At 65.3% G+C, this 24,496-nt stretch carries 25 protein-coding genes; 15 read left to right on the top strand and 10 right to left on the bottom strand.

What is annotated here, in order from left to right:
* The first annotated feature begins 115 nt into the window (after positions 1 to 115).
* The 6 genes from AC1DFU_RS19375 to dut all read left to right on the top strand — a co-directional run bounded on the left by AC1DFU_RS19375 (position 116) and on the right by dut (position 7,500).
* Positions 116 to 1,114: a bifunctional riboflavin kinase/FAD synthetase gene (locus AC1DFU_RS19375; protein ID WP_441592313.1), complete on the top strand. Its 999-nt coding sequence runs from the start codon at positions 116 to 118 to the stop codon at positions 1,112 to 1,114.
* 113 nt (positions 1,115 to 1,227) lie between these two features.
* Complete coding sequence (gene ileS / locus AC1DFU_RS19370; RefSeq protein WP_441592311.1) at positions 1,228 to 4,107, top strand: isoleucine--tRNA ligase; 2,880 nt, start codon at positions 1,228 to 1,230, stop codon at positions 4,105 to 4,107.
* Positions 4,107 to 4,649: a signal peptidase II gene (gene lspA, locus AC1DFU_RS19365; protein WP_092300975.1), complete on the top strand. Its 543-nt coding sequence runs from the start codon at positions 4,107 to 4,109 to the stop codon at positions 4,647 to 4,649. The genes ileS and lspA overlap by 1 nt, the downstream gene beginning before the upstream one ends.
* A 22-nt stretch (positions 4,650 to 4,671) precedes the next feature.
* Positions 4,672 to 5,871 carry a bifunctional phosphopantothenoylcysteine decarboxylase/phosphopantothenate--cysteine ligase CoaBC gene (gene coaBC, locus AC1DFU_RS19360; protein WP_441592309.1) on the top strand — a complete coding sequence of 400 codons (1,200 nt, stop codon included), beginning with the start codon at positions 4,672 to 4,674 and terminating at the stop codon, positions 5,869 to 5,871.
* A 12-nt stretch (positions 5,872 to 5,883) separates the two neighbouring features.
* Entirely contained in the window at positions 5,884 to 6,918 is a 1,035-nt protein-coding gene (locus tag AC1DFU_RS19355) for an LLM class flavin-dependent oxidoreductase (protein WP_441592307.1), read from the top strand.
* A gap of 84 nt (positions 6,919 to 7,002) precedes the next feature.
* The gene (gene dut / locus AC1DFU_RS19350) at positions 7,003 to 7,500 is read left to right on the top strand and encodes a dUTP diphosphatase (RefSeq protein WP_092300984.1); all 498 of its coding nucleotides are present in this window, start codon (positions 7,003 to 7,005) and stop codon (positions 7,498 to 7,500) included.
* Between the two features lie 22 nt (positions 7,501 to 7,522).
* On the opposite strand, the gene AC1DFU_RS19345 is transcribed toward dut, so the two are convergent.
* The 4 genes from AC1DFU_RS19345 to clpS all read right to left on the bottom strand — a co-directional run bounded on the left by AC1DFU_RS19345 (position 7,523) and on the right by clpS (position 12,184).
* Positions 7,523 to 8,368, bottom strand: a complete 846-nt coding sequence (locus tag AC1DFU_RS19345) for a VOC family protein (RefSeq protein ID WP_441592305.1) — start codon at positions 8,366 to 8,368, stop codon at positions 7,523 to 7,525.
* 3 nt (positions 8,369 to 8,371) lie between these two features.
* A complete protein-coding gene (locus AC1DFU_RS19340) occupies positions 8,372 to 9,379 on the bottom strand; it encodes a tripartite tricarboxylate transporter substrate binding protein (RefSeq protein ID WP_092300991.1) in 1,008 nt (335 codons plus the stop codon).
* A gap of 184 nt (positions 9,380 to 9,563) precedes the next feature.
* Complete coding sequence (gene clpA, locus AC1DFU_RS19335; RefSeq protein WP_092300994.1) at positions 9,564 to 11,861, bottom strand: ATP-dependent Clp protease ATP-binding subunit ClpA; 2,298 nt, start codon at positions 11,859 to 11,861, stop codon at positions 9,564 to 9,566.
* Complete coding sequence (gene clpS, locus AC1DFU_RS19330) at positions 11,858 to 12,184, bottom strand: ATP-dependent Clp protease adapter ClpS (protein ID WP_008644942.1); 327 nt, start codon at positions 12,182 to 12,184, stop codon at positions 11,858 to 11,860. Before clpS ends, clpA begins: the two co-directional genes overlap by 4 nt.
* 538 nt (positions 12,185 to 12,722) lie before the next feature.
* On the opposite strand from clpS, the gene AC1DFU_RS19325 reads away from it, so the two are divergent.
* Positions 12,723 to 12,929 carry a cold-shock protein gene (locus AC1DFU_RS19325; protein ID WP_092300996.1) on the top strand — a complete coding sequence of 69 codons (207 nt, stop codon included), beginning with the start codon at positions 12,723 to 12,725 and terminating at the stop codon, positions 12,927 to 12,929.
* A gap of 206 nt (positions 12,930 to 13,135) precedes the next feature.
* Here the strand turns inward: AC1DFU_RS19325 and AC1DFU_RS19320 are convergent, their stop codons facing one another.
* Positions 13,136 to 13,600: a VOC family protein gene (locus AC1DFU_RS19320; protein ID WP_092300999.1), complete on the bottom strand. Its 465-nt coding sequence runs from the start codon at positions 13,598 to 13,600 to the stop codon at positions 13,136 to 13,138.
* Between the two features lie 200 nt (positions 13,601 to 13,800).
* Between AC1DFU_RS19320 and AC1DFU_RS19315 the strand changes: the two genes are divergently transcribed.
* Entirely contained in the window at positions 13,801 to 14,532 is a 732-nt protein-coding gene (locus tag AC1DFU_RS19315; RefSeq protein ID WP_092301002.1) for a carbonic anhydrase, read from the top strand.
* Positions 14,533 to 14,622: 90 nt separating this feature from the next.
* Here the strand turns inward: AC1DFU_RS19315 and icd are convergent, their stop codons facing one another.
* Positions 14,623 to 15,873, bottom strand: a complete 1,251-nt coding sequence (gene icd / locus AC1DFU_RS19310; RefSeq protein WP_441643883.1) for an NADP-dependent isocitrate dehydrogenase — start codon at positions 15,871 to 15,873, stop codon at positions 14,623 to 14,625.
* Positions 15,874 to 16,111: 238 nt separating this feature from the next.
* On the opposite strand from icd, the gene AC1DFU_RS19305 reads away from it, so the two are divergent.
* The 3 genes from AC1DFU_RS19305 to AC1DFU_RS19295 all read left to right on the top strand — a co-directional run bounded on the left by AC1DFU_RS19305 (position 16,112) and on the right by AC1DFU_RS19295 (position 17,670).
* The gene (locus tag AC1DFU_RS19305) at positions 16,112 to 16,738 is read left to right on the top strand and encodes a pseudouridine synthase (RefSeq protein WP_092301008.1); all 627 of its coding nucleotides are present in this window, start codon (positions 16,112 to 16,114) and stop codon (positions 16,736 to 16,738) included.
* Positions 16,739 to 16,848: 110 nt separating this feature from the next.
* The gene (locus AC1DFU_RS19300) at positions 16,849 to 17,040 is read left to right on the top strand and encodes a hypothetical protein (RefSeq protein ID WP_092301011.1); all 192 of its coding nucleotides are present in this window, start codon (positions 16,849 to 16,851) and stop codon (positions 17,038 to 17,040) included.
* 168 nt (positions 17,041 to 17,208) lie between these two features.
* A complete protein-coding gene (locus AC1DFU_RS19295; protein WP_092301014.1) occupies positions 17,209 to 17,670 on the top strand; it encodes a DUF192 domain-containing protein in 462 nt (153 codons plus the stop codon).
* 42 nt (positions 17,671 to 17,712) lie between these two features.
* On the opposite strand, the gene AC1DFU_RS19290 is transcribed toward AC1DFU_RS19295, so the two are convergent.
* Positions 17,713 to 18,198: a YajQ family cyclic di-GMP-binding protein gene (locus AC1DFU_RS19290; protein ID WP_092301017.1), complete on the bottom strand. Its 486-nt coding sequence runs from the start codon at positions 18,196 to 18,198 to the stop codon at positions 17,713 to 17,715.
* Between the two features lie 78 nt (positions 18,199 to 18,276).
* Here AC1DFU_RS19290 and murB point away from each other — a divergent pair, with 78 nt between their 5' ends.
* The gene (murB, locus tag AC1DFU_RS19285) at positions 18,277 to 19,287 is read left to right on the top strand and encodes a UDP-N-acetylmuramate dehydrogenase (protein ID WP_092301020.1); all 1,011 of its coding nucleotides are present in this window, start codon (positions 18,277 to 18,279) and stop codon (positions 19,285 to 19,287) included.
* Between the two features lie 31 nt (positions 19,288 to 19,318).
* Here the strand turns inward: murB and ppnP are convergent, their stop codons facing one another.
* Together ppnP and argF are read right to left on the bottom strand one after the other, a co-directional pair.
* Positions 19,319 to 19,630, bottom strand: coding sequence for a pyrimidine/purine nucleoside phosphorylase (gene ppnP / locus AC1DFU_RS19280; RefSeq protein ID WP_441592300.1), 312 nt, complete (start codon positions 19,628 to 19,630; stop codon positions 19,319 to 19,321).
* Positions 19,631 to 19,707: 77 nt separating this feature from the next.
* Positions 19,708 to 20,631: an ornithine carbamoyltransferase gene (gene argF, locus AC1DFU_RS19275; protein ID WP_092301026.1), complete on the bottom strand. Its 924-nt coding sequence runs from the start codon at positions 20,629 to 20,631 to the stop codon at positions 19,708 to 19,710.
* A gap of 424 nt (positions 20,632 to 21,055) precedes the next feature.
* On the opposite strand from argF, the gene AC1DFU_RS19270 reads away from it, so the two are divergent.
* Positions 21,056 to 21,361, top strand: coding sequence for a DUF3579 domain-containing protein (locus tag AC1DFU_RS19270; protein WP_092301029.1), 306 nt, complete (start codon positions 21,056 to 21,058; stop codon positions 21,359 to 21,361).
* Between the two features lie 159 nt (positions 21,362 to 21,520).
* Here the strand turns inward: AC1DFU_RS19270 and rpsT are convergent, their stop codons facing one another.
* The gene (gene rpsT / locus AC1DFU_RS19265) at positions 21,521 to 21,787 is read right to left on the bottom strand and encodes a 30S ribosomal protein S20 (RefSeq protein WP_092301032.1); all 267 of its coding nucleotides are present in this window, start codon (positions 21,785 to 21,787) and stop codon (positions 21,521 to 21,523) included.
* A 285-nt stretch (positions 21,788 to 22,072) separates the two neighbouring features.
* Between rpsT and murJ the strand changes: the two genes are divergently transcribed.
* Both murJ and AC1DFU_RS19255 read left to right on the top strand, forming a co-directional pair.
* Positions 22,073 to 23,623 (top strand): murein biosynthesis integral membrane protein MurJ, encoded by a 1,551-nt coding sequence (gene murJ, locus AC1DFU_RS19260; protein ID WP_092301035.1) that lies wholly within the window; start codon positions 22,073 to 22,075, stop codon positions 23,621 to 23,623.
* A gap of 13 nt (positions 23,624 to 23,636) precedes the next feature.
* Positions 23,637 to 24,485 (top strand): SirB1 family protein, encoded by an 849-nt coding sequence (locus tag AC1DFU_RS19255; protein ID WP_092301038.1) that lies wholly within the window; start codon positions 23,637 to 23,639, stop codon positions 24,483 to 24,485.
* The last annotated feature ends 11 nt before the right edge of the window (positions 24,486 to 24,496 follow it).

Raw genomic sequence — 24,496 nt, 5'->3', positions numbered from 1 at the left:
ACGCTTGCGGGCAAGGCGCCGCCCTGCCCGCCCCGGTCCGCCCCCAAAGCGGGGCAAGCCGCCCCATTCGCCTTATAATGCCCCCTTTCCCCAAAACGCTTAGTCCGCCGTCCTCGTGAAAGTCTTCCGCGGCCTGCCCAACGCCGAAAGCCGGGCGCCCTGCGCGCTCACCATCGGCAATTTCGACGGTGTGCATCGCGGCCACCAGTCGTTGCTCGCGCGCGCGCGCGCCGCCGCGGATGCCCGCGGCCTGCCGCTCTGTGTAATGACGTTCGAGCCGCATCCGCGCGAATTCTTCACACCCGAGCGCGCGCCCACGCGCATCGCGCTGTTGCGCGACAAGCTCGACGCCCTGCGCCGCAACGGGGTGGACCGCGTGGTGGTGGAGCACTTCAACGCCCATTTCGCCGCCCAGTCTCCGCAAGCCTTCGTCGAGAACGTGCTCTGGCACGGGCTGCACGCGCGCTGGGTGCTGGTGGGCGATGATTTCCGCTTCGGCGCCCGCCGCGCCGGCGACTTTGCCTATCTTGAGGAAGCGGGCCGCCAGTTCGGCTTCGACGTCGAGCAAATGGGCTCCGTCTCCGAAGGCGGCATCCGTATCTCCAGCTCGGCCGTGCGGCAGGCGCTGGCCGATGGCGACCTCGAACACGCCCGACGCCTGCTGGGCCATGGCTACGCCATCAGCGGCCACGTGATCCACGGCCGCAAGCTCGGCCGCGACCTCGGTTTCCCGACGCTGAACCTCAAGATCTCGCACAAGCGGCCCGCCGTGAACGGCATCTTCGTGGTGCAGGTGCACGGGCTGGCCGATCATCCGCTGCCCGGCGTGGCCAGCATCGGCGTGCGCCCCACCGTCGAGGATGCCGGCCGCGTGCTGCTGGAAGTGCATCTGTTCGACTTCAACGAGAACCTTTACGGCAAGCTGGTCCGCGTGGAATTCATGAAGAAGCTGCGCGATGAAGCGCGCTTCGACACGCTCGAGGCCCTGACGGCGGCCATCGCCCAGGACACCCTCGACGCCCGCGCCTTCTTCGGCCTGGCCGCCCCCGGCGGCACCGAGGCCGGCCCGGGCCGGCGCGACTTCGCCACCTCCGCCACCGACCGAATTAGCTAGCGGCCGGCCGCTGCCGAAGGTGCAGCAGCCGGGACCCGCCCCGCCGTACCCCATGACCAGCGCGCCGGCCATTCCACCCGCCGCGCCCCACTGAATTGCCCCGAGAATCGAACATGTCCGACGAGAAACGCGCCAAGCCCGAGAAAAGCAAGTATCCGGTGAACCTGCTGGATACCCCCTTCCCCATGCGTGGCGACCTGCCCAAGCGCGAGCCGCAATGGGTGAAGCAGTGGCAGGACAAGCAGCTCTACAAGAAGATTCGCGCCGCGCGCAAGGGCGCGAAGAAGTTCGTGCTGCACGATGGCCCCCCGTATGCCAACGGCGACATCCACATTGGCCACGCCGTGAACAAGGTCCTCAAGGACATGATCATCAAGGCGCGCGGGCTGACAGGGCTGGACGCCGTGTATGTGCCGGGCTGGGACTGCCACGGCATGCCGATCGAGATCCAGATCGAGAAGAAATTCGGCAAGGGCCTGCCGGTGCAGGAAGTGCAGGCCAAGGCCCGCGCCTACGCCACCGAACAGATCGCCCGCCAGAAGGTGGACTTCGAGCGCCTGGGCGTGCTGGGCGACTGGGACCACCCCTACCTGACCATGAACTTCAGCAACGAAGCCGATGAGCTGCGTGCGCTGGGCAAGATCATGGAGAAGGGTTACGTGTTCCGTGGCCTGAAGCCCGTGAACTGGTGTTTCGACTGCGGTTCGGCGCTGGCCGAAGCTGAGGTCGAGTACAAGGACAAGACCGACCTGTCGATCGACGTGGGCTTCCCGTTCGCGGAAGTCGACAAGCTCGCGCACGCCTTCCACGTGCCGGTGGCGCAGCTCGAAGGCAAGCCCGGCTGGGTGGTGATCTGGACCACCACGCCGTGGACCATCCCGAGCAACCAGGCGCTGAACATGCACCCGGAAGTGGAATACGCGCTGGTGGACACGCCGCGCGGCTTCCTGATCCTGGCCAAGGACCGCGTCGAGGAACAGCTCAAGACCTACGCGCTGGAAGGCAGCGTGGTGGCCACCGCGCGCGGCGACGCGCTGTCGGAAATCCGCTTCCACCACCCGCTGGCCAAGATCGATGCCGGCTACGCGCGCACCTCGCCGGTCTACCTCGGCGACTACGTGACCACCGATACCGGTACCGGCATCGTCCACTCGGCGCCGGCCTATGGCGTGGAAGACTTCCAGTCGTGCAAGGCGCACGGCATGCCCGACGCGGACATCATCAGCCCGGTGATGGGCGATGGCGTCTACGCCAGCACGCTGCCGCTGTTCGGCGGGCTGTCGATCTGGGCCGCGAACCCCAAGATCGTGGAGGTGCTGCGCGAGTCTGGAAACCTGTTCAACTCGCATAAGTACGAGCACAGCTACATGCACTGCTGGCGTCACAAGACGCCGATCATCTACCGCGCCACCTCGCAGTGGTTCGCGGGGATGGACGTGAACCCGGTCGACAACGGCCCCACGCTGCGCGCAACCGCGCTGGCCGGCATCGAGGCCACCGAGTTCTTCCCCGCCTGGGGCAAGCAGCGGCTGCACAATATGATCGCCAACCGCCCGGACTGGACGCTCTCGCGCCAGCGCCAATGGGGCGTGCCGATGGCGTTCTTCGTCCACAAGGAAACGGGCGCCCTGCATCCGCGCACGCCGGAGCTGCTGGAGCAGATCGCCCAGCGCGTGGAGCAGCACGGCATCGAGGCCTGGCAGGCGCTCGATCCGAAGGAATTGCTAAGCGATGAGGCCGCCGTCTACGAAAAGAACCGCGACACGCTCGACGTCTGGTTCGACTCCGGCACCACGCATTGGACCGTGATCCGGGGCTCGCACCGCGATGATCTCTACGATCCGTCCGCCGATACGCCCGATGGCCGCCTGGCGGACCTGTACCTCGAAGGCTCGGACCAGCATCGCGGCTGGTTCCACTCGTCGCTGCTGACCGCCTCGATGCTGTACGGCAAGCCGCCCTACAAGGCGCTGCTGACCCACGGCTTCACCGTGGACGGCGAAGGTCGCAAGATGTCCAAATCGGTCGGCAACACCGTGTCGCCGCAGGACATCTCCAATAAGATGGGTGCCGAGATCATCCGCCTGTGGGTGGCTTCCACGGACTACTCCGGCGAACTGTCGATCTCGGACGAAATCCTGAAGCGCGTGGTGGAAGGCTATCGCCGGATTCGTAATACGCTGCGATTCCTGCTGTCGAACCTGACCGACTACGATCACGCCAAGCATGCGCTGCCGGCCTCGGAATGGCTCGAGATCGACCGCTACGCCGTGGCCCTGACGGACCGCCTGCAGAAGGAAGTGCTGTCGCACTACCAGGCGTACGAGTTCCACCCGGTGGTGGCCAAGCTCCAGACCTTCTGCTCGGAAGACCTGGGCGGCTTCTACCTGGACGTGCTCAAGGACCGCCTGTACACCACGGCGCCCGACTCGCAGGCCCGCCGCGCCGCCCAGAACGCGCTGTATCACATCACCCAGGCCATGCTGCACTGGATGGCGCCGTTCCTGTCGTTCACGGCCGAGGAAGCATGGCAGATCTTCGCCCACGGCACCGCGCACACGGACACCATCTTCACGAGCACGTACTACGCGGTGCCCGCCGTCGACAACGCCGACGATCTCCTGCAAAAGTGGCACGAAATCCGCGCCGTGCGCGCGGAAGTGACCAAGCAGCTGGAGTCGGTGCGTGTGGAAGGCGAGATCGGCTCGTCGCTGCAGGCCGAAGTCACGATCGCGGCCGGCGGCCCGGTGCTGGAGGCCCTGCAAAGCCTGCACGACGACCTGCGCTTCGTGCTGCTGACCTCTGCGGCCAAGGTCACGGCCGCGCCGGAAGGCGGCGACCTGCTCGTCACAGTCACGCCGTCGGCGCACGCAAAGTGCGAGCGTTGCTGGCATTACCGCGCCGATGTGGGCCATAACCCCGAACATCCGACCCTTTGCGGCCGCTGCGACAGCAACCTGTTCGGCGCCGGTGAACACAGGAGCCACGCCTGATGGCATCGTCCTCCACCCGATCGACGCGCGCCACGCCGGCCCGCAAAACCTCCAAGAGCCGTGGCAGTGCCAACGTCACGCCGTGGCTCTGGATGGCCTTCGCGCTGCTGGTGGTCCTGATCGACCAGTTCTTCAAGATCCTGATCACGCGGTCGTTCCAGTACGGCGAGTCGCGCCCGGTCACGCGCTTCTTCAACCTCGTGCTGGTCTATAACAAGGGCGCGGCGTTCAGCTTCCTGGCCGATGCCGGCGGCTGGCAGCGCTGGTTCTTCACGCTGCTGGGCGTGGTGGTGGGCGGGTTCATCGTCTGGCTGCTGTACCGCCATACGGGACAGAAGCTGTTCTGCCTGGCGGTGTCCCTGATCCTGGGCGGCGCCATCGGCAACGTCGTGGATCGCGTGCTGTACGGCCATGTGATCGACTTCCTCGACTTCCACTGGCGCAACATGCATTTCCCGGCGTTCAACGTGGCCGATTGCGCCATCACGGTCGGCGCGGTGCTGCTGATTCTGGACGAACTGCGACGCGTTCGTCGTCACTGACTGGAACCCTGAGAGCCTACCCATGGATCTGCGAGGCAAGCACATCGTCCTTGGCCTGACCGGCGGCATCGCCTGCTACAAGTCGGCCGAGCTGGTCCGCCTGCTGACCAAGGCCGGGGCCACCGTGCAGGTGGCGATGACCGAGGCGGCAACGCACTTCATCACGCCCGTGACCATGCAGGCGCTCTCGGGGCGACCCGTGTTCCTGTCGCAGTGGGACGCGCGCATCGATAACAACATGGCCCACATCGACCTCTCGCGCGAGGCCGATGCCATCCTGATCGCCCCAGCCTCCACCGATTTCCTGGCCAAGGTGGCCAACGGCCTGTGCGACGATCTGCTGACAACGCTCTGCATCGCGCGTGAATGCCCGCTACTGGTGGCGCCGGCGATGAACCGCCAGATGTGGGCCGCCGCGCCCACGCAGCGCAACGCCGCGCAACTGCGCGCGGACGGCGTGGCGATCCTCGGCCCGGGCACCGGCGACCAGGCGTGCGGCGAGATTGGCGACGGTCGGATGCTGGAACCGGCGGAGATCGTCGAGGATCTCGTCGCCTTCTTCCAGCCCAAGCCGCTCGCCGGCAAGCGCGTGCTGATCACGGCTGGGCCGACTTTCGAGGCGATCGATCCTGTGCGCGGCATCACCAACCTGTCGTCGGGCAAGATGGGCTTCTCGATTGCCCGCGCCGCTCGCGAGGCCGGCGCCGATGTCCTGCTCGTGGCCGGCCCCACTGCGCTGGACACGCCGCGCGGCGTGGTGCGCACCGACGTGCGCAGCGCCCAGCAGATGCACGACACGGTGATGGCGCAGTTGCGTGATGTCGACGTCTTCGTCGCCGTGGCAGCGGTGGCCGACTGGCGCCCCGCCGAGGTCTCCCGGCAGAAGCTCAAGAAGGCCAACGACACCGACACGCCAACGCTGCAGTTCATCCAGAATCCGGACATCCTGGCCGCCGTGGCCGCGCGCGCCGATGCGCCCTATTGCGTGGGGTTCGCCGCCGAAAGCGAGAACCTGGAGCAGTACGGCGAGCAGAAGCGCCAGCGCAAGGGCGTGCCGCTGCTGGTGGGCAACATCGGCCACCACACCTTCGGTATGGACGACAACGAGATCGTGCTGTTCGATGCGGGCGGCATGACCCGGCTGCCGCGCGCGGACAAGCTCTCGCTCGCACGCGACCTCGTGGCCGCCATCGGCCAACGCCTGCCGCGCAAACCCGTCTGAGCCTTCGTAAGCATGACTGCTGTGAATCGTCCCAAATTGCGCCTGTCCGTGCTCGACCAGAGCCCGGTGATTGCCGGCCACAGCGCGCGCGACGCGCTGGCCGCCACCGTCGAACTGGCCCAACTCGCCGACGACCTCGGCTACACCCGCTACTGGTGCGCCGAGCACCATGGCCTGCAGGGCGTGTGCAACCCGGCGCCCGAGGTCATGCTGGCGCGGCTCGGCAGTGTGACAAACCGTATCCGGCTCGGCTCGGGCGGCGTGATGCTGCCCTACTACAGCCCCTTCAAGGTGGCCGAGCAGTTCCGCATGCTCGAAGGCCTGTTCCCGAACCGGATCGATCTGGGCGTGGGCCGCGCGCCCGGCGGCGACATGCGCACGGCGCAGGCCGTGTCCATGGGCCAGTACAACCGGGGCGACCAGTTTCCCCAGCAGGTGCAGGACCTGGCCTGGCTGCTGCGCGGCGAGGTGCCGCCCGGCCACGTGGCCGAAGGCGTGCTGCTGCAGCCGGCCATCGACACCCGGCCCGAACTCTGGGTGCTCGGCTCAAGCGATTTCGGCGGCGCGCTGGCCGCCAAGCTCGGCCTCCGCTTTGCCTTCGCCCACTTCATCAATGCCCATGGCGGGCACGCCGTGGCGCAGCAGTACCGGGCCGGCTTCGAACCCGGCTATGAGGATGCCCCCTACAGCGCGGCGGCGGTCTTCGTGATCTGCGCCGATACCGAGGCGGAAGCGGCAGAACTGGAGCGCGCCGTGGACATCCGCCGCCTGCAGATGGCGTATGGCGTCAACGCGCCGATCCCCTCGCTGGCCCAGGCGGCCGATTTCACGCCGAGCGAGCGCGATCGCATGATCATCGAGCGCGAACGTCCGCGCACCATCTGCGGCACGCCCGAGGTGGTGGCCGAGCGCATGCTGGCGTTGCGCGAGCGCTTCGCGGCCGATGAGCTGGTGGTGCTGAGCGTGACGGCTTCGTACGCGGCGCGGCTGCGCACCTACCAGTTGCTCGCCGAGGCGTTCGACCTCTTCGGCGCGTCGGTCGGCTGAGCCGCGCACGCGCGGTATCATCCCATCCCGCCTTCTTAAGATACTTTCCTGGCTCTTTCCTGAGCCAACTACCCGGATTTGCACATGACCGCACCCCTGAACCCCGCCGTCGAAATCAAGGTCCTGGACACCCGCCTCAATGACTGGGGCCTGCCGGCCTACCAGAGCGACATGGCCGCCGCCATCGACCTGCATGCTTGCGTGGACGGCCCGGTCAGCATCGCCCCCGGCACCGCCGCGCAACTGGTGCCGGCCGGCATCGCCGTGCACATGGGCAATCCGTACATGGCCGCCACCATCGTGCCGCGTTCGGGCCTGGGACATAAGAAAGGTCTCGTGCTCGGCAATACGATCGGGGTGATCGACGCCGATTACCAAGGCCAAATCATGGTGAGTGTGTGGAATCGCAATGCGCCCGGCACCGAGCCGATCGTGATCCAGCCCGGCGAGCGCATCGCCCAGATGATGTTCGTGCCGGTGCTGCGGCCCGTATTCACGACCGTGACCGAGTTCTCGGCGGACACCGCCCGCGGCGCGGGCGGCTTCGGCTCGACCGGCGTGCATCACGCCAAGGCCGGCTGAGCGCCGAACCTGTAAGGCTCGATCAGGCCTGCGCGAAGATCAGCGCCACGCCGTTGGCGCTGGCCGCCGGGATCAGTGTGGCCTGCGGGCCAAGGTCCACGGTGGCAATCGACTGCGTGCCCCAGTAAGTGCGCGCTTTCGCCAGATCCGAGGTCCTGAGCCGGATCGCGGCATAGCCCGTCGATTCGGCGGTGATTTGTAGCGTACCCGTCACCTCGGCGAGCGCGTCGGCCGTCGAGATAACCAGTTCGGCGCCATCCACCGCGATGCGCGCGACGCGATCATCGGCGGCAATCAGCTTGCCGGCCGTGATCTCCACATAGGCGGCAGCCGCCGCCCCCACCTGCCCCGCTTCCACAACCAAGTAGGCTGCCTCGATGGCGGTGGCGCCGTTTGCGTGCGCCAGCCATTCCGGACGCCACAGCAGCTCGGGCGTGCGGTGCTCGCAGACGAAGTAACGCGCGCCGGGGGCGTCGTCGAGGGCCGTCACGCGGAAGGTGGCCGGATGCTCCGAACCATCGTCCAGCCGCACCGGCCGAGAGAATTCGATCGGATCGGATGTCTTGTAGCCCGCCGCACGCAGTCGTGCCGCCGTGGCAAACGCATCGCGGCTCTTGCAGGACATCGCCGCGCAACCGTCGCCGCGCTGCTGGGCGTCCCAGTAATACTGGCGGCTCGGGCTCGGCGCGGTCACGTGGAGCAGCTCGAGATAATCGCGCGCCAGCATGATGCAGTGGTTCTGCGAACCAAGCGTGTGATAGCCGCGCGGGGTCAATGTGAAGCCGAGTGCACGCCAATTGGCGGCGGCGGCATCAAGATCGCCGCAGACCACCACGGCGTGATCGAACGGTTCGGAGACAGCCGTCATCGCTTATTCGAACTGGATATTGGCCTTGCGGGCCACGGCCTGCCATTTGTCGTGCTCGTGCCGCACCAGGTTGCCGAGGTCCGCCGGCGTACCCACGGCGATCTCGAACCCCTGTGCCGACAGCGCCTCGACCACCTTGGGCTGACGGATCGATTCCGCCAACGCGTCGTGCAGTCGCATCACCGTGGCGGGCTGCATGCCGGCCGGGCCGAACACGCCGATCCACGAATAGGCCTCGAAGCCCTTGAAGCCCTGCTCGGCCACGGTCGGCACCTGCGGCAACTGGCGGATGCGGCTCGTGCCAGTCACGCCAAGCACCTTGATGGTCTTGGCCGCGACGTGCGCCTGCACTGCCGCGAAGCTGCTGAAGAACACGTCCACCTCGCCCGCCAGCACGGCCTGCACGGCAGGGCCGCCGCCCTTGTAGGGCACGTGGAGGAACTGCACGCCGGCCTCGGTGGCCAGCGCCTCGGCGGCAAGCTGATTCAGGCTGCCGATGCCCGACGAGGCGTAGCGGATGCCGCCCGGCTTGGCCTTGGCCAGCTCGATCAATTCCTTGACGTTCGATGCACCCACGCCCGGGTTCGCGGCAATGACCAGCGGAAAACGCACCAACTGGGTAATCGGCGTGAAGTCTTTGAAGGTGTCGTACGGGAGGTTCTTGTACGCAAATGGGTTGATCGCGTGCGTATCGAACGCCATCAGCAGCGTCGTGCCGTCCGGCTTGGCGCGCGCCACGGTGCTGCTGGCGATCAGGCCGCCCGCGCCGGGCTTGTTGTCGACCACGACGGTCTGGCCGAGGCCAGTCTTCAGCCCCGGTTGCAGCTGGCGCGCGACGATGTCCACGCTGCCACCCGGTGGGAACGGCAACACCATCGCAATCGGCCGGTTGCCGATACCGGTGTCGGCATGGGTCACGGCAGCGAAGGACGCCAGGGACGCGGGCATGGCCCCCATCGGCAGCGTCTTGAGCAGCAGGCGGCGGAGCCGCGCGCGTTCGGGAGAAGACATCGATAACTCAGGCTGGGCGGTCAACCGACCGCGTACAAAAAAGAAAGGGCGGCACGCCGCCACCCTCTATTTTGCCCGATGATCGCCCACGTTGCTGGCGCGGGCATCGTTGATCGCCCAGAAATGGAACAATCCAGGAACAAACGGGCCGGCACTGAGGCCGGCCCGCAACGCCTCGTCAGGTTCAGGCCTCGGCGCGCTGTTCGCTTTCCGGTGCCTCCGGCGGTTCCGGATCGGCCTCGGAGAACGTCAGCTTGATCTGATCGCCCTCGTCCAGGTCCACGACCACCTTGCCGCCGGTCACCAGCTTGCCGAACAGCAGTTCGTCGGCAAGTGCCTTGCGGATCATGTCCTGGATCAGGCGCTGCATCGGCCGCGCACCCATCAGCGGATCGAAGCCCTTCTTGGCCAGGAACTTGCGTAGGGTCTCGGTGAAGCTCGCTTCCACCTTCTTCTCGTGCAACTGCTCTTCCAGTTGCATCAGGAACTTGTCCACCACGCGCAGGATGATTTCCTCATCCAGCGAACGGAAGCTGATGGTCGCGTCCAGGCGGTTGCGGAACTCCGGCGTGAACATACGCTTGATGTCCGCCATTTCGTCGCCCTGCTCGCGCGCGCTCGTGAAGCCAATCGTGGCGCGGTTCATGGTCTCCGCCCCCGCGTTCGTGGTCATGATGATGATCACGTTGCGGAAGTCAGCGCGCCGGCCGTTGTTATCGGTCAGCGCCCCATGGTCCATCACCTGCAGCAGGATATTGAAAATATCCGGATGCGCCTTTTCGATCTCATCGAGCAGCAGCACGCAGTGCGGCTTCTTCGTCACCGCCTCGGTCAGCAAACCACCCTGATCGAAGCCGACATAGCCCGGAGGCGCACCGATCAGGCGGCTGACCGCGTGGCGCTCCATGTATTCGGACATGTCGAAGCGGAGCAACTCGATGCCCATGATGAAGGCGAGCTGCTTGGCGACTTCGGTCTTGCCGACGCCGGTCGGGCCCGAGAACAGGAACGAGCCGATCGGCTTGTCCGTCTTGCCCAGGCCAGCCCGCGACATCTTGATGGCCGACGACAGCGCCTCGATGGCCGGGTCTTGCCCGAACACCACCGACTTCAGGTCGCGATCCAGCGTCTGCAGCTTGCTGCGATCGTCCTGGTTCACGCTCTGCGGCGGGATCCGCGCGATGCGCGAGACGATGTCCTCGATCTCGCCCTTGCCAATGGTCTTCTTCTGCTTCGACTTCGGCAGGATGCGCTGCGCAGCACCTGCCTCATCGATCACATCAATGGCCTTGTCCGGCAGATGACGGTCGGTGATGAAGCGCGCTGACAGCTCGGCTGCAGCAGTCAGTGCCGCGGCGGCGTACTTGACGCCGTGGTGCTCCTCGAAGCGAGACTTCAGGCCACGCAGGATCTGCACGGTCTGGTCTACCGAGGGCTCGACCACGTCGATCTTCTGGAAACGACGCGACAAGGCCGCATCTTTCTCGAAAATGCCGCGATATTCGGTGAACGTGGTCGCACCGACGCACTTGAGCGCCCCAGACGACAGCGCCGGCTTGAGCAGGTTGCTGGCGTCCAGCGTGCCGCCCGAGGCGGCGCCTGCGCCGATCAGCGTGTGGATTTCGTCGATGAACAGGATCGCGTTCGGATTGTCCTTGAGCGACTTCAGCACGCCCTTCAGGCGTTGTTCGAAATCGCCCCGATACTTGGTGCCGGCCAGCAGCGCGCCCATGTCGAGCGAGTACACGACAGCCTTTTCCAGGATGTCAGGCACCTCGTTCTTGGTGATGCGCCACGCCAGACCCTCGGCGATGGCGGTCTTGCCCACGCCAGCCTCGCCCACCAGCAGCGGGTTGTTCTTGCGTCGGCGGCACAGCACCTGCACCACGCGCTCCACCTCGGAATCCCGGCCGATCAGCGGATCGATCTTGCCGGCCTTGGCCAGGGCGTTCAGGTTCTGGGTGTACTGCTCGAGCGGACTTTCCTTGCCGTCGCCACCCTCGCCCTCGGCATTACCCTCGCCGTGCTTGGCCGGCTCGGACTGGTCCTTGCGGATGCCGTGGCTGATGAAATTGACGACATCGAGGCGCGTCACTCCCTGCTGTTGCAGGTAGTAGACCGCATGTGAGTCCTTTTCGCCGAAGATAGCCACCAGAACATTGGCGCCAGTGACTTCCTTCTTGCCGTTGGACGTGGACTGCACGTGCATGATGGCGCGCTGGATCACCCGCTGGAAGCCCAGCGTGGGTTGCGTGTCCACCTCGTCCGACCCCGGTACGACTGGGGTGTTATCGGCAATGAAGTTCTTCAGGCTGGTGCGCAAGTCCTCGATATTGGCTGCGCACGCGCGCAGCACTTCGGCTGCCGTCGGGTTGTCGAGCAACGCCAGCAGCAGGTGTTCCACGGTAATGAACTCGTGGCGCGCCTGGCGGGCTTCGACAAAAGCCATGTGCAGGCTTACTTCCAATTCTTGCGCAATCATGCTTCCTCCATCACGCACTGCAACGGGTGGCCCGCCTGCCGCGCATGGGTTGATACAAGCTCGACCTTGGTCGCCGCGATATCCCGCGTGTAGATACCGCAAACGCCCTTGCCTTCCCGGTGGACGGTGAGCATGATCTGCGTCGCCGTTTCCCGGTCCCTGCTGAAATACTGCTGCAGGATCATCACGACGAACTCCATCGGTGTGTAGTCGTCGTTGAGCAGGACCACCTTGTACATCGCCGGGGGTTTGAGCTGTTGCTCCTTCCGTTCGATGACGGTGCCTGTCTCGCGTTGTGGGGTATTCGCCAGCCGTGTCGCCATGGCTTTATTCTAACCCTTACTCACAAGTCTGCAATTTGGGGAAATGGCCACGTATTCAAGGGCCACACCTTCGGAAAGTTCCAACGTGTCCGAACGCACGGAAATGCCGCAAACGACTTACGCCGCACGTCCGTGGTGCACGGCGCGCCCGGCCTTCGGGCAGGCTGCACGCCTGTCGCAAAGGTACCATTCCGCGCCGTTTCAATCCCGCCACACCCTACGCCGAGTGGGGAATCTGCCAGCTTGACAGTATGGTGGTTTGCCAGAAAAATCGGTCGCACATCCAGGCCCGACCGGCGAGCCAAACGTACAAGGCCGGCCCGGATGATTCCGTGAGCAGGGAGGCCCACGACCGGCGTCGGCACGACGTTTTCCACCTGATTATCAGGCGGATCGCAATGTCTTGCCACGCGCTCCACAAGACCCGGCGATTCCACCGGCCGAATCCGACAAGGATCGGCCCGGCGGGCGCGCCGGCGTCATGCGGCTGGCCACAGGTTTCCCCGCTTGAAAATCTGTTTTTTCGTTGGGGGAGTTTATGGCTAGCGGTATCGTCAAATGGTTCAATGACGCCAAGGGTTTCGGTTTTATCAAGCCGGACGATGGCGAGGAAGAACTGTTTGCGCACTTTTCGGCAATCCAGATGGCGGGTTTCAAGACGCTGAAGGAAGGCCAGCGCGTGGAGTTCGAGGTGGTGCAGGGCCCTAAGGGCAAGCAGGCCACGAATATCCAGGACGCGCAGTAAAAGTCGCGCCGCGACCGTACGGGCCTCAGAGCCGCGGCGGTCAAACGGATGCGGGGGGACGCGCTCCCCCGGAACGGGATCCTGTGCCACGCTGGTCCGCCAGCGCGGCACGCTGCAGTAGCGGTTCACAAGCGACACGCCACGCATCCAACAAGAAGCCCGGTGAAAACCGGGCTTCTTGTTTTGCACGGTCGGCGCGGCATGCGTCAGCCAGTCCACCCCTCGATATTCAGCCCGCTGGACAGCTCGGCCGCCTCGCGGCTGACCTTGCGCACCGACTGCCCGAAACTCCAGACATGGCCCTCCGGGTCGCGCGCCGAATAGACGCGATCGCCGTAGAACTGGTCTTCCGGCTCGCGCACAATCACCGCGCCGGCGGCGCGCGCCCGCTCGCAATGGTCGTCGAGACCGTCCGGCATGTGCACGTGCACCGCCTGCGTGTTCTTGCCGCCAACCGACGCCGGGCTGGCCGTGTAGTCGGCCCACTCGCTCCCCACCATCAGGTAACTGTCGCGATAGCGCATCTCCGAATGCACGAGATGGCCCTCCTTGTCGGTAATCACCATCACGCGCTCGAAGCCAAACGCGCGTTCGAGCCAGTCGAGCGCGGTCAGCGGATCCTTGTAGAAGAGCGCCGCCCCGAGCGCGCGTCTTCCAAACGGGTCATCCATGAAGGTCTCCTCGTAAAACACTGAGTTCTGATGTTGTAGCGGATGGCGAGGTCAATCGCCAGAAGGGTCCATGTCGCGGTGCAATGCATATGGCGCGGCGGCATGCACATCGTGCATTTCTGAAAATACCGTCTTGACGTTCTGGTCCGGCACGCGAGCCGGTAGACTGCGCGCCGCGCCCCTCAGAAACGGAATTTCACATGAAACAGTTGCTGTCCGCCGCCCTCTTATCCACGTGCGCCTTGAGCGCGATTGCGGCAGCGCCGCATCACGCACCGTGGACCTACGAAAGCCCCGCCTGGGGCGACCTGGACGCCGAATACGCGACTTGCAAGCTCGGCAAGGAACAATCGCCGATTGACATCCGCGGTGCCGTGCCCGGCGGGTTCAAGCCGATCCGCTTCGCGTACGCCGCCGGCAGTGCCAAGGTGCTCAACAACGGCCACACCATCGCCGTCCGGCCAGAGAGCGGCAGCAAGGCGCACCTGCCTTCGGGCGACTACGAACTCATCCAGTTCCACTTCCATACCCCGAGCGAAGAGGTCATCGACGGCAAGACCTATCCGATGGTCGCGCACATGGTCCATATGAACAGTACCGGGCAACTCGCCGTCGTGGCCGTGCTATTCGAGGAGGGCGGCGCCAATCCAATCATCGAACAGGTTTTCTCGTCCATGCCGGCCCACGGCGCCGAGCCGGTGAAACTGGCTGGCACGTTGAACCCGGAGGCATTGCTGCCGAAGGATCGCACCTATTTTGCCTACACCGGCAGCTTGACCACGCCGCCATGCAGCGAGGGCGTGCTGTGGCACGTGATAAAGCAGCCGGTAGGAATCTCGGCGGCGCAGATCGCGGCATTCAAGGCGCTTTATCCAATGAACGCCCGGCCGGTACAGCCGTTGAATGGGCGGACGATTGGATTGAGTCAGTAAGGGGTACCCGCAATCCAACAAAAAACCCCGGCGGCCTTTCAGCCACCGGGGTTTTGTCTTCGACTTCGGCCAGTGAGGCCGGAACCGCCCTTACATATTGTCGATCATCACCTGTCCGAACCCCGAGCAGGACACCTGCGTGGCGCCTTCCAGCAGCCGCGCGAAGTCGTAGGTCACCTTTTTCGACTGGATCGATTTTTCCATCGACCGGATGATCAGGTCGGCCGCTTCGGTCCAGCCCATGTGGCGCAGCATCATTTCTGCCGAGAGGATTTCCGAGCCTGGATTCACATAATCCTTGCCGGCATATTTCGGCGCAGTGCCGTGGGTGGCTTCGAACATGGCCACGGTGTCGGACATATTCGCGCCCGGCGCAATGCCGATGCCGCCCACCTGGGCCGCCAGCGCGTCAGAGACATAATCGCCGTTCAGGTTCAGCGTGGCGATGACCGAATACTCGGCCGGACGCAGCAGGATCTGCTGCAGGAAGGCATCGGCAATCGCGTCCTTGATGACGATATCGCGGCCCGTCTTCGGATTCTTCAGTTTGCACCACGGGCCGCCGTCGACCAGCTCCGCGCCGAATTCCTGCAGCGCCAGCTCATAGCCCCAGTCACGGAAGCCACCCTCGGTGAACTTCATGATGTTGCCCTTGTGCACCAGCGTGACCGACGGCTTGTCGTTGTCGATTGCATACTGGATCGCCTTGCGCACCAGCCGCTGCGTGCCCTCGCGCGAAACCGGCTTCACGCCGATGCCCGACGTCTCCGGGAATCGGATTTTCTTGACGCCCATCTCGTCCTGCAGGAACTTGATCAGCTTCTTGGCGCCTTCGCTGCCAGCCTCCCACTCGATGCCGGCATAGATATCTTCCGAATTCTCGCGGAAGATCACCATGTCGATCTTCTCCGGCTCGCGCACCGGCGAGGGCACGCCCTTGAAGTAGCGTACCGGGCGCAGGCAGACGTAAAGGTCGAGCTGCTGGCGCAGCGCCACGTTCAGGGAGCGGATGCCGCCGCCCACCGGCGTGGTCAGCGGACCCTTGATCGACACCACGTAGTCCTTCACCACCTGCAACGTCTCGTCCGGCAGCCACACGTCCGGGCCGTAGAGGCGCGTGGACTTCTCGCCGGCGTAGATCTCCATCCAGGCCAGCTTGCGCTTGCCGCCGTAGGCCTTTTCCACGGCTGCGTCCACCACCTTGAGCATCACCGGGGTGATATCCACACCCGTGCCGTCGCCCTCGATATACGGAATGATGGGATTGTCCGGCACGTTGAGCGAGGAGTCGGCGTTGACCGTGATCTTCTCGCCTGCCGGGACCTTGATGTGCTGGTACATGAACGTCTCCACTTGCGGGTTGTGTCCGCTGCCCGGCCGGTGCCCGGCAACGCCAATGCGTGACTGATGCGAGGCATTGTAGAGGGGAAGCCCGCCTCGCTGCTCGGTTCGCATGGATATTGTCAAATGAGTCTTATATAAGACATAAGACTAGTCTTATTATTATGCAACATGGATTTGGGATTCGCCAAATCGGGCCGCTGTCCGCAGTCCGCCCGCGCTGGCATACTTCGCGCCCATGACCTTGATTGCCCTGAACAAGCCGTTCAACACGATGAGCCAGTTCTCCGCGCACCCTACGCGGCCGACGCTGGCCGACTGCGTGCGCGTGCCCGGCGTCTATCCGGCCGGCCGGCTGGATGCCGACAGCGAGGGCCTGCTGCTGCTGACCGATGATGGCGCGCTCCAGGCCCGCATCGCGGACCCGCACCACAAGCTGGCCAAGACCTACCTGGCGCAGGTCGAAGGGGTGCCGGATGCCGCCGCGCTGGCCACGCTGCGCGCCGGCGTCGATCTTGGCGATTTCCGCACGCTGCCCGCCTCGGCGCGCATCGTCGACGAACCCAACTGGCTCTGGACCCGCGATCCGCCAATCCGGTTCCGCGCGGCCATCCCCACCACCTGGGTGGAATTGCAGATCCGCGAGGGCAAGAATCGCCAGGTCAGGCGGATGACCGCCGCCGTGGGGTTTCCCACGCTGCGGCTGGTGCGCGTGGGCATCGGCGCGCTGGCCTTGCCCGAGCTGGGACTGGCGCCTGGCGCCTGGTGCGAGATCGACCCGGCCGTGCTCGGTCTGCCGCAGTCGTCGCCAAGGCCATCCCCTCGCCCGCAGGCTCGTCCACCGGTAAGGCGCCGTTACAAATAGTGACAAGCGCGACGTCAACGGCGCGATTGCGCGCGCCGTTTCAGAGGGCAGACGGGACAGCCACGGTCCCGTCGATTTCCCTACGCAGAACCCACTTTGAGGTACTCGCAATGAAAAAACTGATCGCTGCCCTGGTTGTCGGACTGTTCGCCACTGGCGCGTTTGCCCAGGCTCCGGCCGCTCCCGCCACGGACGCTGCACCGGCCGCCAAGGAAGCCACCAAGCCCGCGAAGACCAGCAAGAAAAAGCACACGAAGCACGCCTCCACCAAGAAGGCAGCTTCGGCAACCACCACCCAGTAAGGGCGGTGCTGCGGCGGCCCGGCGCAAGCCCGGCGCGCCGCCCCTCGGAAAGGCAGGCGCGCATCGGCGGCCTGCCTTTTTTCTTGCGCCGATGTGTCCGCGCAAGCGCGGTGGCGCCGGGCTGCGCTATGCTCTCGGCGGTCGAACATCCAAATCCTCTCCCAAGCCATGCAACTCGTGCCCAAGATTCTGCTGGCCGCCGGCGCCGCCGCGCTGACGTCCTTCGCCAGCCTCGCCCAGGCGCAGGCCGCGCTGCCCGTGATCCCGCTGACGGCCGGCATGTATGCCATCCAGGCCGAAGTGGCCGCCTCCCCGGAGGCGCGCGAGCGTGGCCTGATGTATCGCAAGACCATGCCCGCCAACGCCGGCATGCTGTTCGTCTTCGATGAGAAGGCGGGTCACTGCTTCTGGATGAAGAACACGAACCTGCCGCTCTCGATCGCCTTCCTGGCCGACGACGGCAGCATCGTGAACATCGAGGACATGGCCCCGCAGAGCGAAGACAACCACTGCCCGCGCGCGGCGGTGCGCTATGCGCTCGAGATGAACAAGGGATGGTTCGCGCAGAAGGGCATCAAGCCGGGCGCGAAGATTGGCGGCCTGCCGCAGCAGGCGCGGCAGGCGCAATAAGACAGGTCTCGGCGCGGCGCATGCCGCCGCGCCGGCGGGCGCTTAGTCGCGGAAGTTGTTGAAGTCCAGCGGCGCGTCGGAAACATCCTTGCGCAGCAGCGCGATCACCGACTGCAGGTCGTCGCGCTTGGTGCCGGAGACGCGCACGGCGTCGCCCTGGATGCTGGCCTGCACCTTGATCTTGCTGTCCTTGATCATGCGGACGATCTTCTTGGCCAGGTCGCCAGTCACGCCCTTCTTGATCGTGATGACCTGCTTGAGCTTGTCGCCGCTCATCTTCTCGGTCTTGCCGTAGTCGAGGAAGCGCACGTCCACGTTGCGCTTGGCCATCTTGTTGATGAGTACGTCCTTGACCTGGCCGAGCTTGAAGTCATCGTCGGCAAACGCGGTCAGCTCGCCTTCCTTCTGCTCCACACGGGCGTCGGAGCCCTTGAAGTCGAAGCGCGTGGAGATTTCCTTGTTGGACTGCTCCACGGCGTTCTTCACTTCCACCATATTGGCTTCACACACTACGTCGAACGACGGCATTTTCGATTCTCCTACGTATAATCGGGCCTACCCCGCAGTCCGGGTCGCCCGCCGCGGCGGCCGCAAACCCTTCCCTTGATGGCAGATTTCCACGAATTCTATCCCCTGCGCCGGCACAATACATTCGGTTTCGATGTCCGGGCGCGCCTCGCGGCCCACATTCGCTCCGAAGCCGACCTGCTGGCCGCGCTGGCCGACCCGCGCGCGCAGGGCCTGCCGCTGGTGGTGCTGGGCGGCGGCAGCAACGTGGTGCTGACTGGCGACCTCGACGCGCTGGTGCTGCTGATGGAAATTCCCGGCTACGCGGTGGCGGAAGACGGCGACGACTGGCTGGTCACCGCCGGCGCCGGCGAGAACTGGCACGGGCTGGTGGGCCGCACCATCGCGGACGGCCACCCCGGGCTGGAAAACCTCGCCCTGATCCCCGGCACGGCCGGCGCGGCGCCGATCCAGAACATCGGCGCCTATGGCGTGGAGTTGCGCGAGCGCTTCGCCAGCCTGCGCGCCTATGACCGCCAGACTGGCGTCTTCGTCACCCTGGATCGCGAACAGTGCGCATTCGGCTACCGGGACAGCCTGTTCAAGCGCGAGGGGCGCGAGCGCTACCTGATCACCGCCGTCACGCTGCGCCTGCCGAAGGCATGGGTGCCGGTGCTCAACTATGGCGAACTGGCGCGCGAGTTGGACCCCGTGGCGGCGCCCGATGCGGCCCGGGTCCGCGATGCCGTGGTGGCCATTCGCTCGCGCAAGCTGCCGGACCCGGCCAAGATCGGCAACGCTGGCAGTTTCTTCAAGAATCCTGTGGTCGATGCCGCGCTGCGCAACGCGCTGCTGGCCGCGCACCCGTCGCTGGTCAGTTATCCACAGCCCGATGGCGGCTACAAGCTCGCGGCGGGCTGGCTGATCGATCAGTGCGGGTTCAAGGGGTTGGACGACGGCCCGGTGGGCGTCTACGGTAAACAGGCGCTGGTGCTGGTACACCACGGCGGCGGCACGGGTGCCGCGCTGCTGAAGCTGGCGGACCGCATCGTCGATACGGTCCAGGCGCGCTTCGGCGTGCGGATCGAGCCGGAGCCGGTGATCCTCTGAGGCCGCTGCGCGGCCCCCTCACCCCGGCAAATCAGCCAAAGTGGCAGACGTAGTCCAGCGTCTCGGTCACTTCGATATCGAAATTGCTGTTGCCTGGCACGTCGAACTGCTGGCCCGCAGCATAGGTCTTCCATTCCTCCGAACCGGCCAGACGCACGCGGCAGCTACCGCCGTTGATCTCCATGATCTCCGGCGCGCCGGTATTGAAGTTCAGCGTGGCCGGGAAGATCACGCCCAGCGTCTTGCGCGTGCCATCGGGAAACACCACCGTGTGGCTCACGCACTTGCCGTCGAAGTACAGGTTGGCCTTCTTGACGACGGAAACATTGTCGAACTGACTCATTTGTTCATTCTCCTCAGGGATTTGGACGTAAAAACGGGGCCCTTGCAGGCCCCATTTCGTCGGGTGTGGCGCGGTGTTCAGTAGCGGCCGCAGAGCAGGAATTCCATCAGCGCCTTCTGCACGTGGAGGCGGTTCTCGGCTTCCTCCCAGACCACGCTGCGCGGGCCGTCGATGACCGCCGCTTCCACTTCCTCGCCACGGTGGGCGGGCAGGCAGTGCATGAACAGCGCGTCATCGGTGGCGCGGTCCATCATCGCCGTGGTCACCATCCAGTCCTGGAACGCGCGCTTGCGCACGTCGTTCTCGGCCTCGAAGCCCATGCTGGTCCAGACATCGGTGGTCACCAGGTGCGCGCCCTGGCAGGCATCGAGCGGATTATCGAACACCTTGACGAGGTGTGCGGCCGTGGCCGGCACCATGGCCGGATCGAGCTGGTATCCCGGCGGCGCCGAGAAATGGAACGTGAAACCCAGGCGCTCGGCGGCCTGGATCCAGGTGTACGCCATGTTGTTGGCATCGCCGATCCACGCCACCGTCTTGCCGGCAATGCTGCCGCGCTGCTCGATGTAGGTGAAGATATCGGCCAGCACCTGGCACGGGTGGTATTCGTTGGTGAGCCCGTTGATGACCGGCACGCGCGAATGCGCGGCAAAACGCTCCAGGATCTCCTGGCCGAACGTGCGGATCATGATGATGTCGACCATGCGCGAGATCACCTGCGCGGCGTCCTCGATCGGCTCGCCGCGGCCCAGCTGGGAGTCACGCGTGTTCAGGAACACCGCATGGCCGCCGAGCTGGTGGATGCCGGCTTCGAACGACAGGCGCGTGCGCGTGGAATTCTTCTCGAAGATCATGGCCAGCGTGCGGTCGTGCAGCGGGTGCCATGTCTCGTAGTTCTTGAACTTGGCCTTGAGGATCCGCGCGCGGTCCAGCAGGTATTCGTACTCTTCGGGTCCGAAATCGCTGAACTGGAGGTAATGCTTGATCGGGGTTGGGCTCATAAAACAAAGAAGGCGGCTCGATCAGGACACGCAACCCGGAAGCCGGTACTGGCTGTCCCTGAGGGTCGGAGCGTGTCGCGGAGCCGCCTTTCGCGTCGCTTACGCAATGTAATTGCAAGAATCATAAGGGATTATTCCAGCTTTGGCGAGCCCGGGCAGATCGGCCCGCATGCTCGCGCTGACAGCTTCCCGACAGGATTCGCCCCTATGCGCAGGTCTTATATAAGATATAATACTCGCTGATTCACGCGGGGCCCCGGCATACCCATGCCACCGCCCGCCGTCGGCATCAAAAGTGCCCCCGCAGACAAAGCGCCCCGCTCTCCCATCCGGATGCGTGCGAACCAATCGCCGGCCGGACACGTCAAACGGGCGCCCGTCCAGCGGGTTTACCGTCGAGTCACCGTCTTATCCCCGCAGTCCCATGACCACCCCCAACGTTCGCGAATACTTCATCCAAGGCGTCACCAAGGAAGGCAAGACCTTTCGACCGAGCGATTGGGCGGAGCGGCTGTGTGGCGTGATGGCGCAATTTCGCCCCGAGGGCGACACTGGCGATCCCCGCCTGACCTACTCGCCCTATGTGCGGCCCGTGATCGTGGCCGGCGTGAAGAACGTGGTGGTCGACACCCGCCTGCGCGACATCGAGCCGAAGGCGCTCGACTTCGTCCTCAACTTCGCCCGCGACAACAACCTCCAGGTGGTGGAAGCCTGCTTCCTGAACGACTGAAGATCCCTGCCCGGCCCGGACACCCGGGCCAAGCTGGCGTCAGAACGCAAAAAAGCTCGTCGCATTGACGAGCTTTTTTCATACCGGACCGATGCCGATCCGGCGCACTGCGGTACCACTCGGACTGCTACAGGACCGCCGAAGCGGCCCGTGCGGCAATCAGGCAGCCATCGACTTGATGGCAGCCGACAGGCGCGACTTGTGACGTGCAGCCTTGTTCTTGTGCACGATCTTCTTGTCGGCGATGCTGTCGATCACGGTCTGCGACTGCTTGAAGATCTCGGCAGCGGCGGCCTTGTCACCAGCGTTGATTGCCTTGCGAACGGCCTTGACGGCGGTGCGCAGACGCGAACGCAGGCTCGAGTTGTGAGCGTTCTGGGCGACGGCCTGGCGCGCGCGCTTGCGGGCTTGTGCGGAATTTGCCATGTAATTTCTTCCTGAATTCAGAATGCGCGCCCGGGGCGACGCAATAATTTGGGACGCAACAATTAAGTCACATCGTGCGACCCGGGATGCTCTGACACACGAATCCGGAACGCGACTGTCCTTTGCGAATCGGCGATTATACACACATGCCGGCACGGTGGGCAAGACCGATACGCACCTGCCGCATCCTGGGCGTGCCGCGCGGCCCGATCCGTATAATAGCCGCCACATTCCCAGCCGGCCCCCGCCTCATACGTGGCGCCGCAGCAACTTTCACGGCCCATCTTGAACCTGCTCAAAGCGCTTGCCACCATCAGCAGCCTGACCATGCTCTCCCGCATCACGGGGCTGGTGCGCGAAATCCTGATTGCCCGGGCCTTCGGCGCCTCGGACATGACCGACGCCTTCAATGTGGCGTTTCGCATACCTAACCTGCTACGCCGGGTCTTTGCCGAGGGCGCATTCTCGCAGGCTTTCGTCCCGATCCTGAACGAATACCACGGCAAGCGCGGGCCGGACGAGACCCACCACCTGATCGACGCGGTGGCCACGGTGATGTCCTGGGTGCTCGTGGCGGTGTCCGTGCTGGGCGTGATCGGCGCCCCGGTGGTGATGACGGTGGTGGCCACCGGCTTCCGGGGCGACTCCGAGACCTACAACTCGGCAGTGTTCATGACGCGCGTCATGTTCCCGTACATCGGCCTGATCTCGATGGTGGCGCTGGCGTCGGGCATCCTCAATACCTGGCGCAACTTCGCCGTGCCGGCCTTCACCCCGGTGCTGCTGAACCTTTGCCTGATCGTGGCGGCGCTGTTCGTCGGCCCGCACATGAGCCAGCCGATCTATGCCCAGGCCTGGGGCGTGCTGGCGGGCGGCGTGCTCCAGCTGGTCATCCAGGTGCCGGCGCTGCGCCGGCTCGGCGTGATGCCGCGGCTCTCGTTCAACCTGCGCGCGGCCTGGTCGGACGCCGGCGTGCGGCGCGTGATCCGTCAGATGCTGCCGGCGCTGCTGGCCGTGTCGGTGGCGCAGATCAGCCTGATCATCAACACGAATATCGCCTCGCACCTGGCCGCCGGCAGCGTCTCGTACCTGACCTATGCGGACCGCCTGATGGAATTCCCGACCGCGCTGCTGGGCGTGGCGCTGGGCACCATCCTGCTGCCGAGCCTCTCGCGCGCCAGCGCCACGGACGACCGCGAGGAGTACTCGGGCCTGCTCGACTGGGGCCTGCGCCTGACCTTCCTGCTGGCCGTGCCCGCCGCCGTGGGCCTGTTCGTGTTCGGCACGCCGCTGACGGCCGTACTGTTCCACTATGGCAAGTTCGACGCCCACGCGGTGGAAATGACGCGCCAGGCGCTGGTGTCGTACGGCACCGGCCTGGTGGCGCTGATCCTGATCAAGATCCTGACGCCGGGCTTCTACGCGCGGCAGGACATCCGCACGCCGGTGAAGATCGCGCTGCTGGTGCTGGTCATCACGCAGGCGTCGAACTACGTCTTCGTGCCGCTGCTGGGCCACGCCGGGCTGGCGCTGTCGATCAGCTTCGGCGCCACCGTCAACGCCCTGCTGCTGTTCTTCGGCCTGCGCCGGCGCGGCTTCTACCGGCCGGCCCCGGGCTGGGGCCTGTTTCTCGCCCGGCTGCTCGCGGCGGTGCTGATCCTGGCGGGCATGCTGCTGTGGTTCGCCCGGAACTTCGACTGGGTGGCGATGGGCGCCACGCCGCTTGCGCGCATCGCGCTGATGGCGTCGTGCCTGGTACTTGCGGCGGTGGTCTACTTCGGTACACTGTGGATCATGGGGCTGCGTTACGCCGCCTTCCGGCGCCGCGCCGGCTAGTCAGGAACCCGCAATGACATCCACGAAAGTCCTGGATTACTTCGCCAGCCTCGTGGCCGACGAAAACGGCATCCCGCTGACGGAAACCGCGCTCTCCATCGCCCAGGACGCGTACCCGGACCTCGACCTCCAAGCCGAACTGGCCTCCCTCGACGTACTCGCGCTGCGGCTCAAGCGGCGGATTGCCGAGGGCACGCCCGCCATCCAGCGCCTGCGCCTGCTCAATCATTTCTTCTACCGCGATCTCGGTTTCGGCGCCAACGCCAACGACTACTACGATCCGGACAATTCCTACCTGAACGTGGTGCTGCGCCAGCGGCGCGGCATTCCGATCACGCTGGCGGTGCTCTATATGGAGTTGGGGCAGCAGATCGGGCTGCCGCTGAAGGGCGTGTCGTTCCCGAATCATTTCCTCGTGCGCATGACCATCCCCGCCGGCGAGGTGGTGCTGGACCCTCTCACCGGGGAGACGCTGTCGAAGGAGCAGTTGCAGGAGATGCTGGACCCCTACCTCGAACGGGAGGGGATTTCGGACCCGAACCAGGTGCCGCTGGGGCTGTTTCTGCAGGTGGCGAGCCACCGCGAGATCGTCGCCCGCCTGCTGCGCAACCTGAAGGCGATCTACCTGCAGGAATCGCGCTGGCAACGGCTGCTGGCGGTGCAGAACCGCCTGGTGATCCTGTTGCCGAATTCGATCGAGGAAGTGCGCGATCGGGGGCTGGCGTATGCCAACCTGGAGTGCTTCCGGCCGGCGCTGGAGGACCTGGAAGCCTACGTCCAGGCCCGTCCCGATGCGGCCGATACGACCCAGATCCGCGACCGCATGCCGGCGCTGCGGATGATGAGCCGGAGCCTCAGCTAATCGCTGGGCTC

It is taken from the genome of Cupriavidus sp. 10L45 (assembly GCF_056395225.1).
The sequence above is the reverse complement of the archived record's forward strand: the minus strand, read 5'-3'. Positions and strand labels throughout refer to the sequence as shown.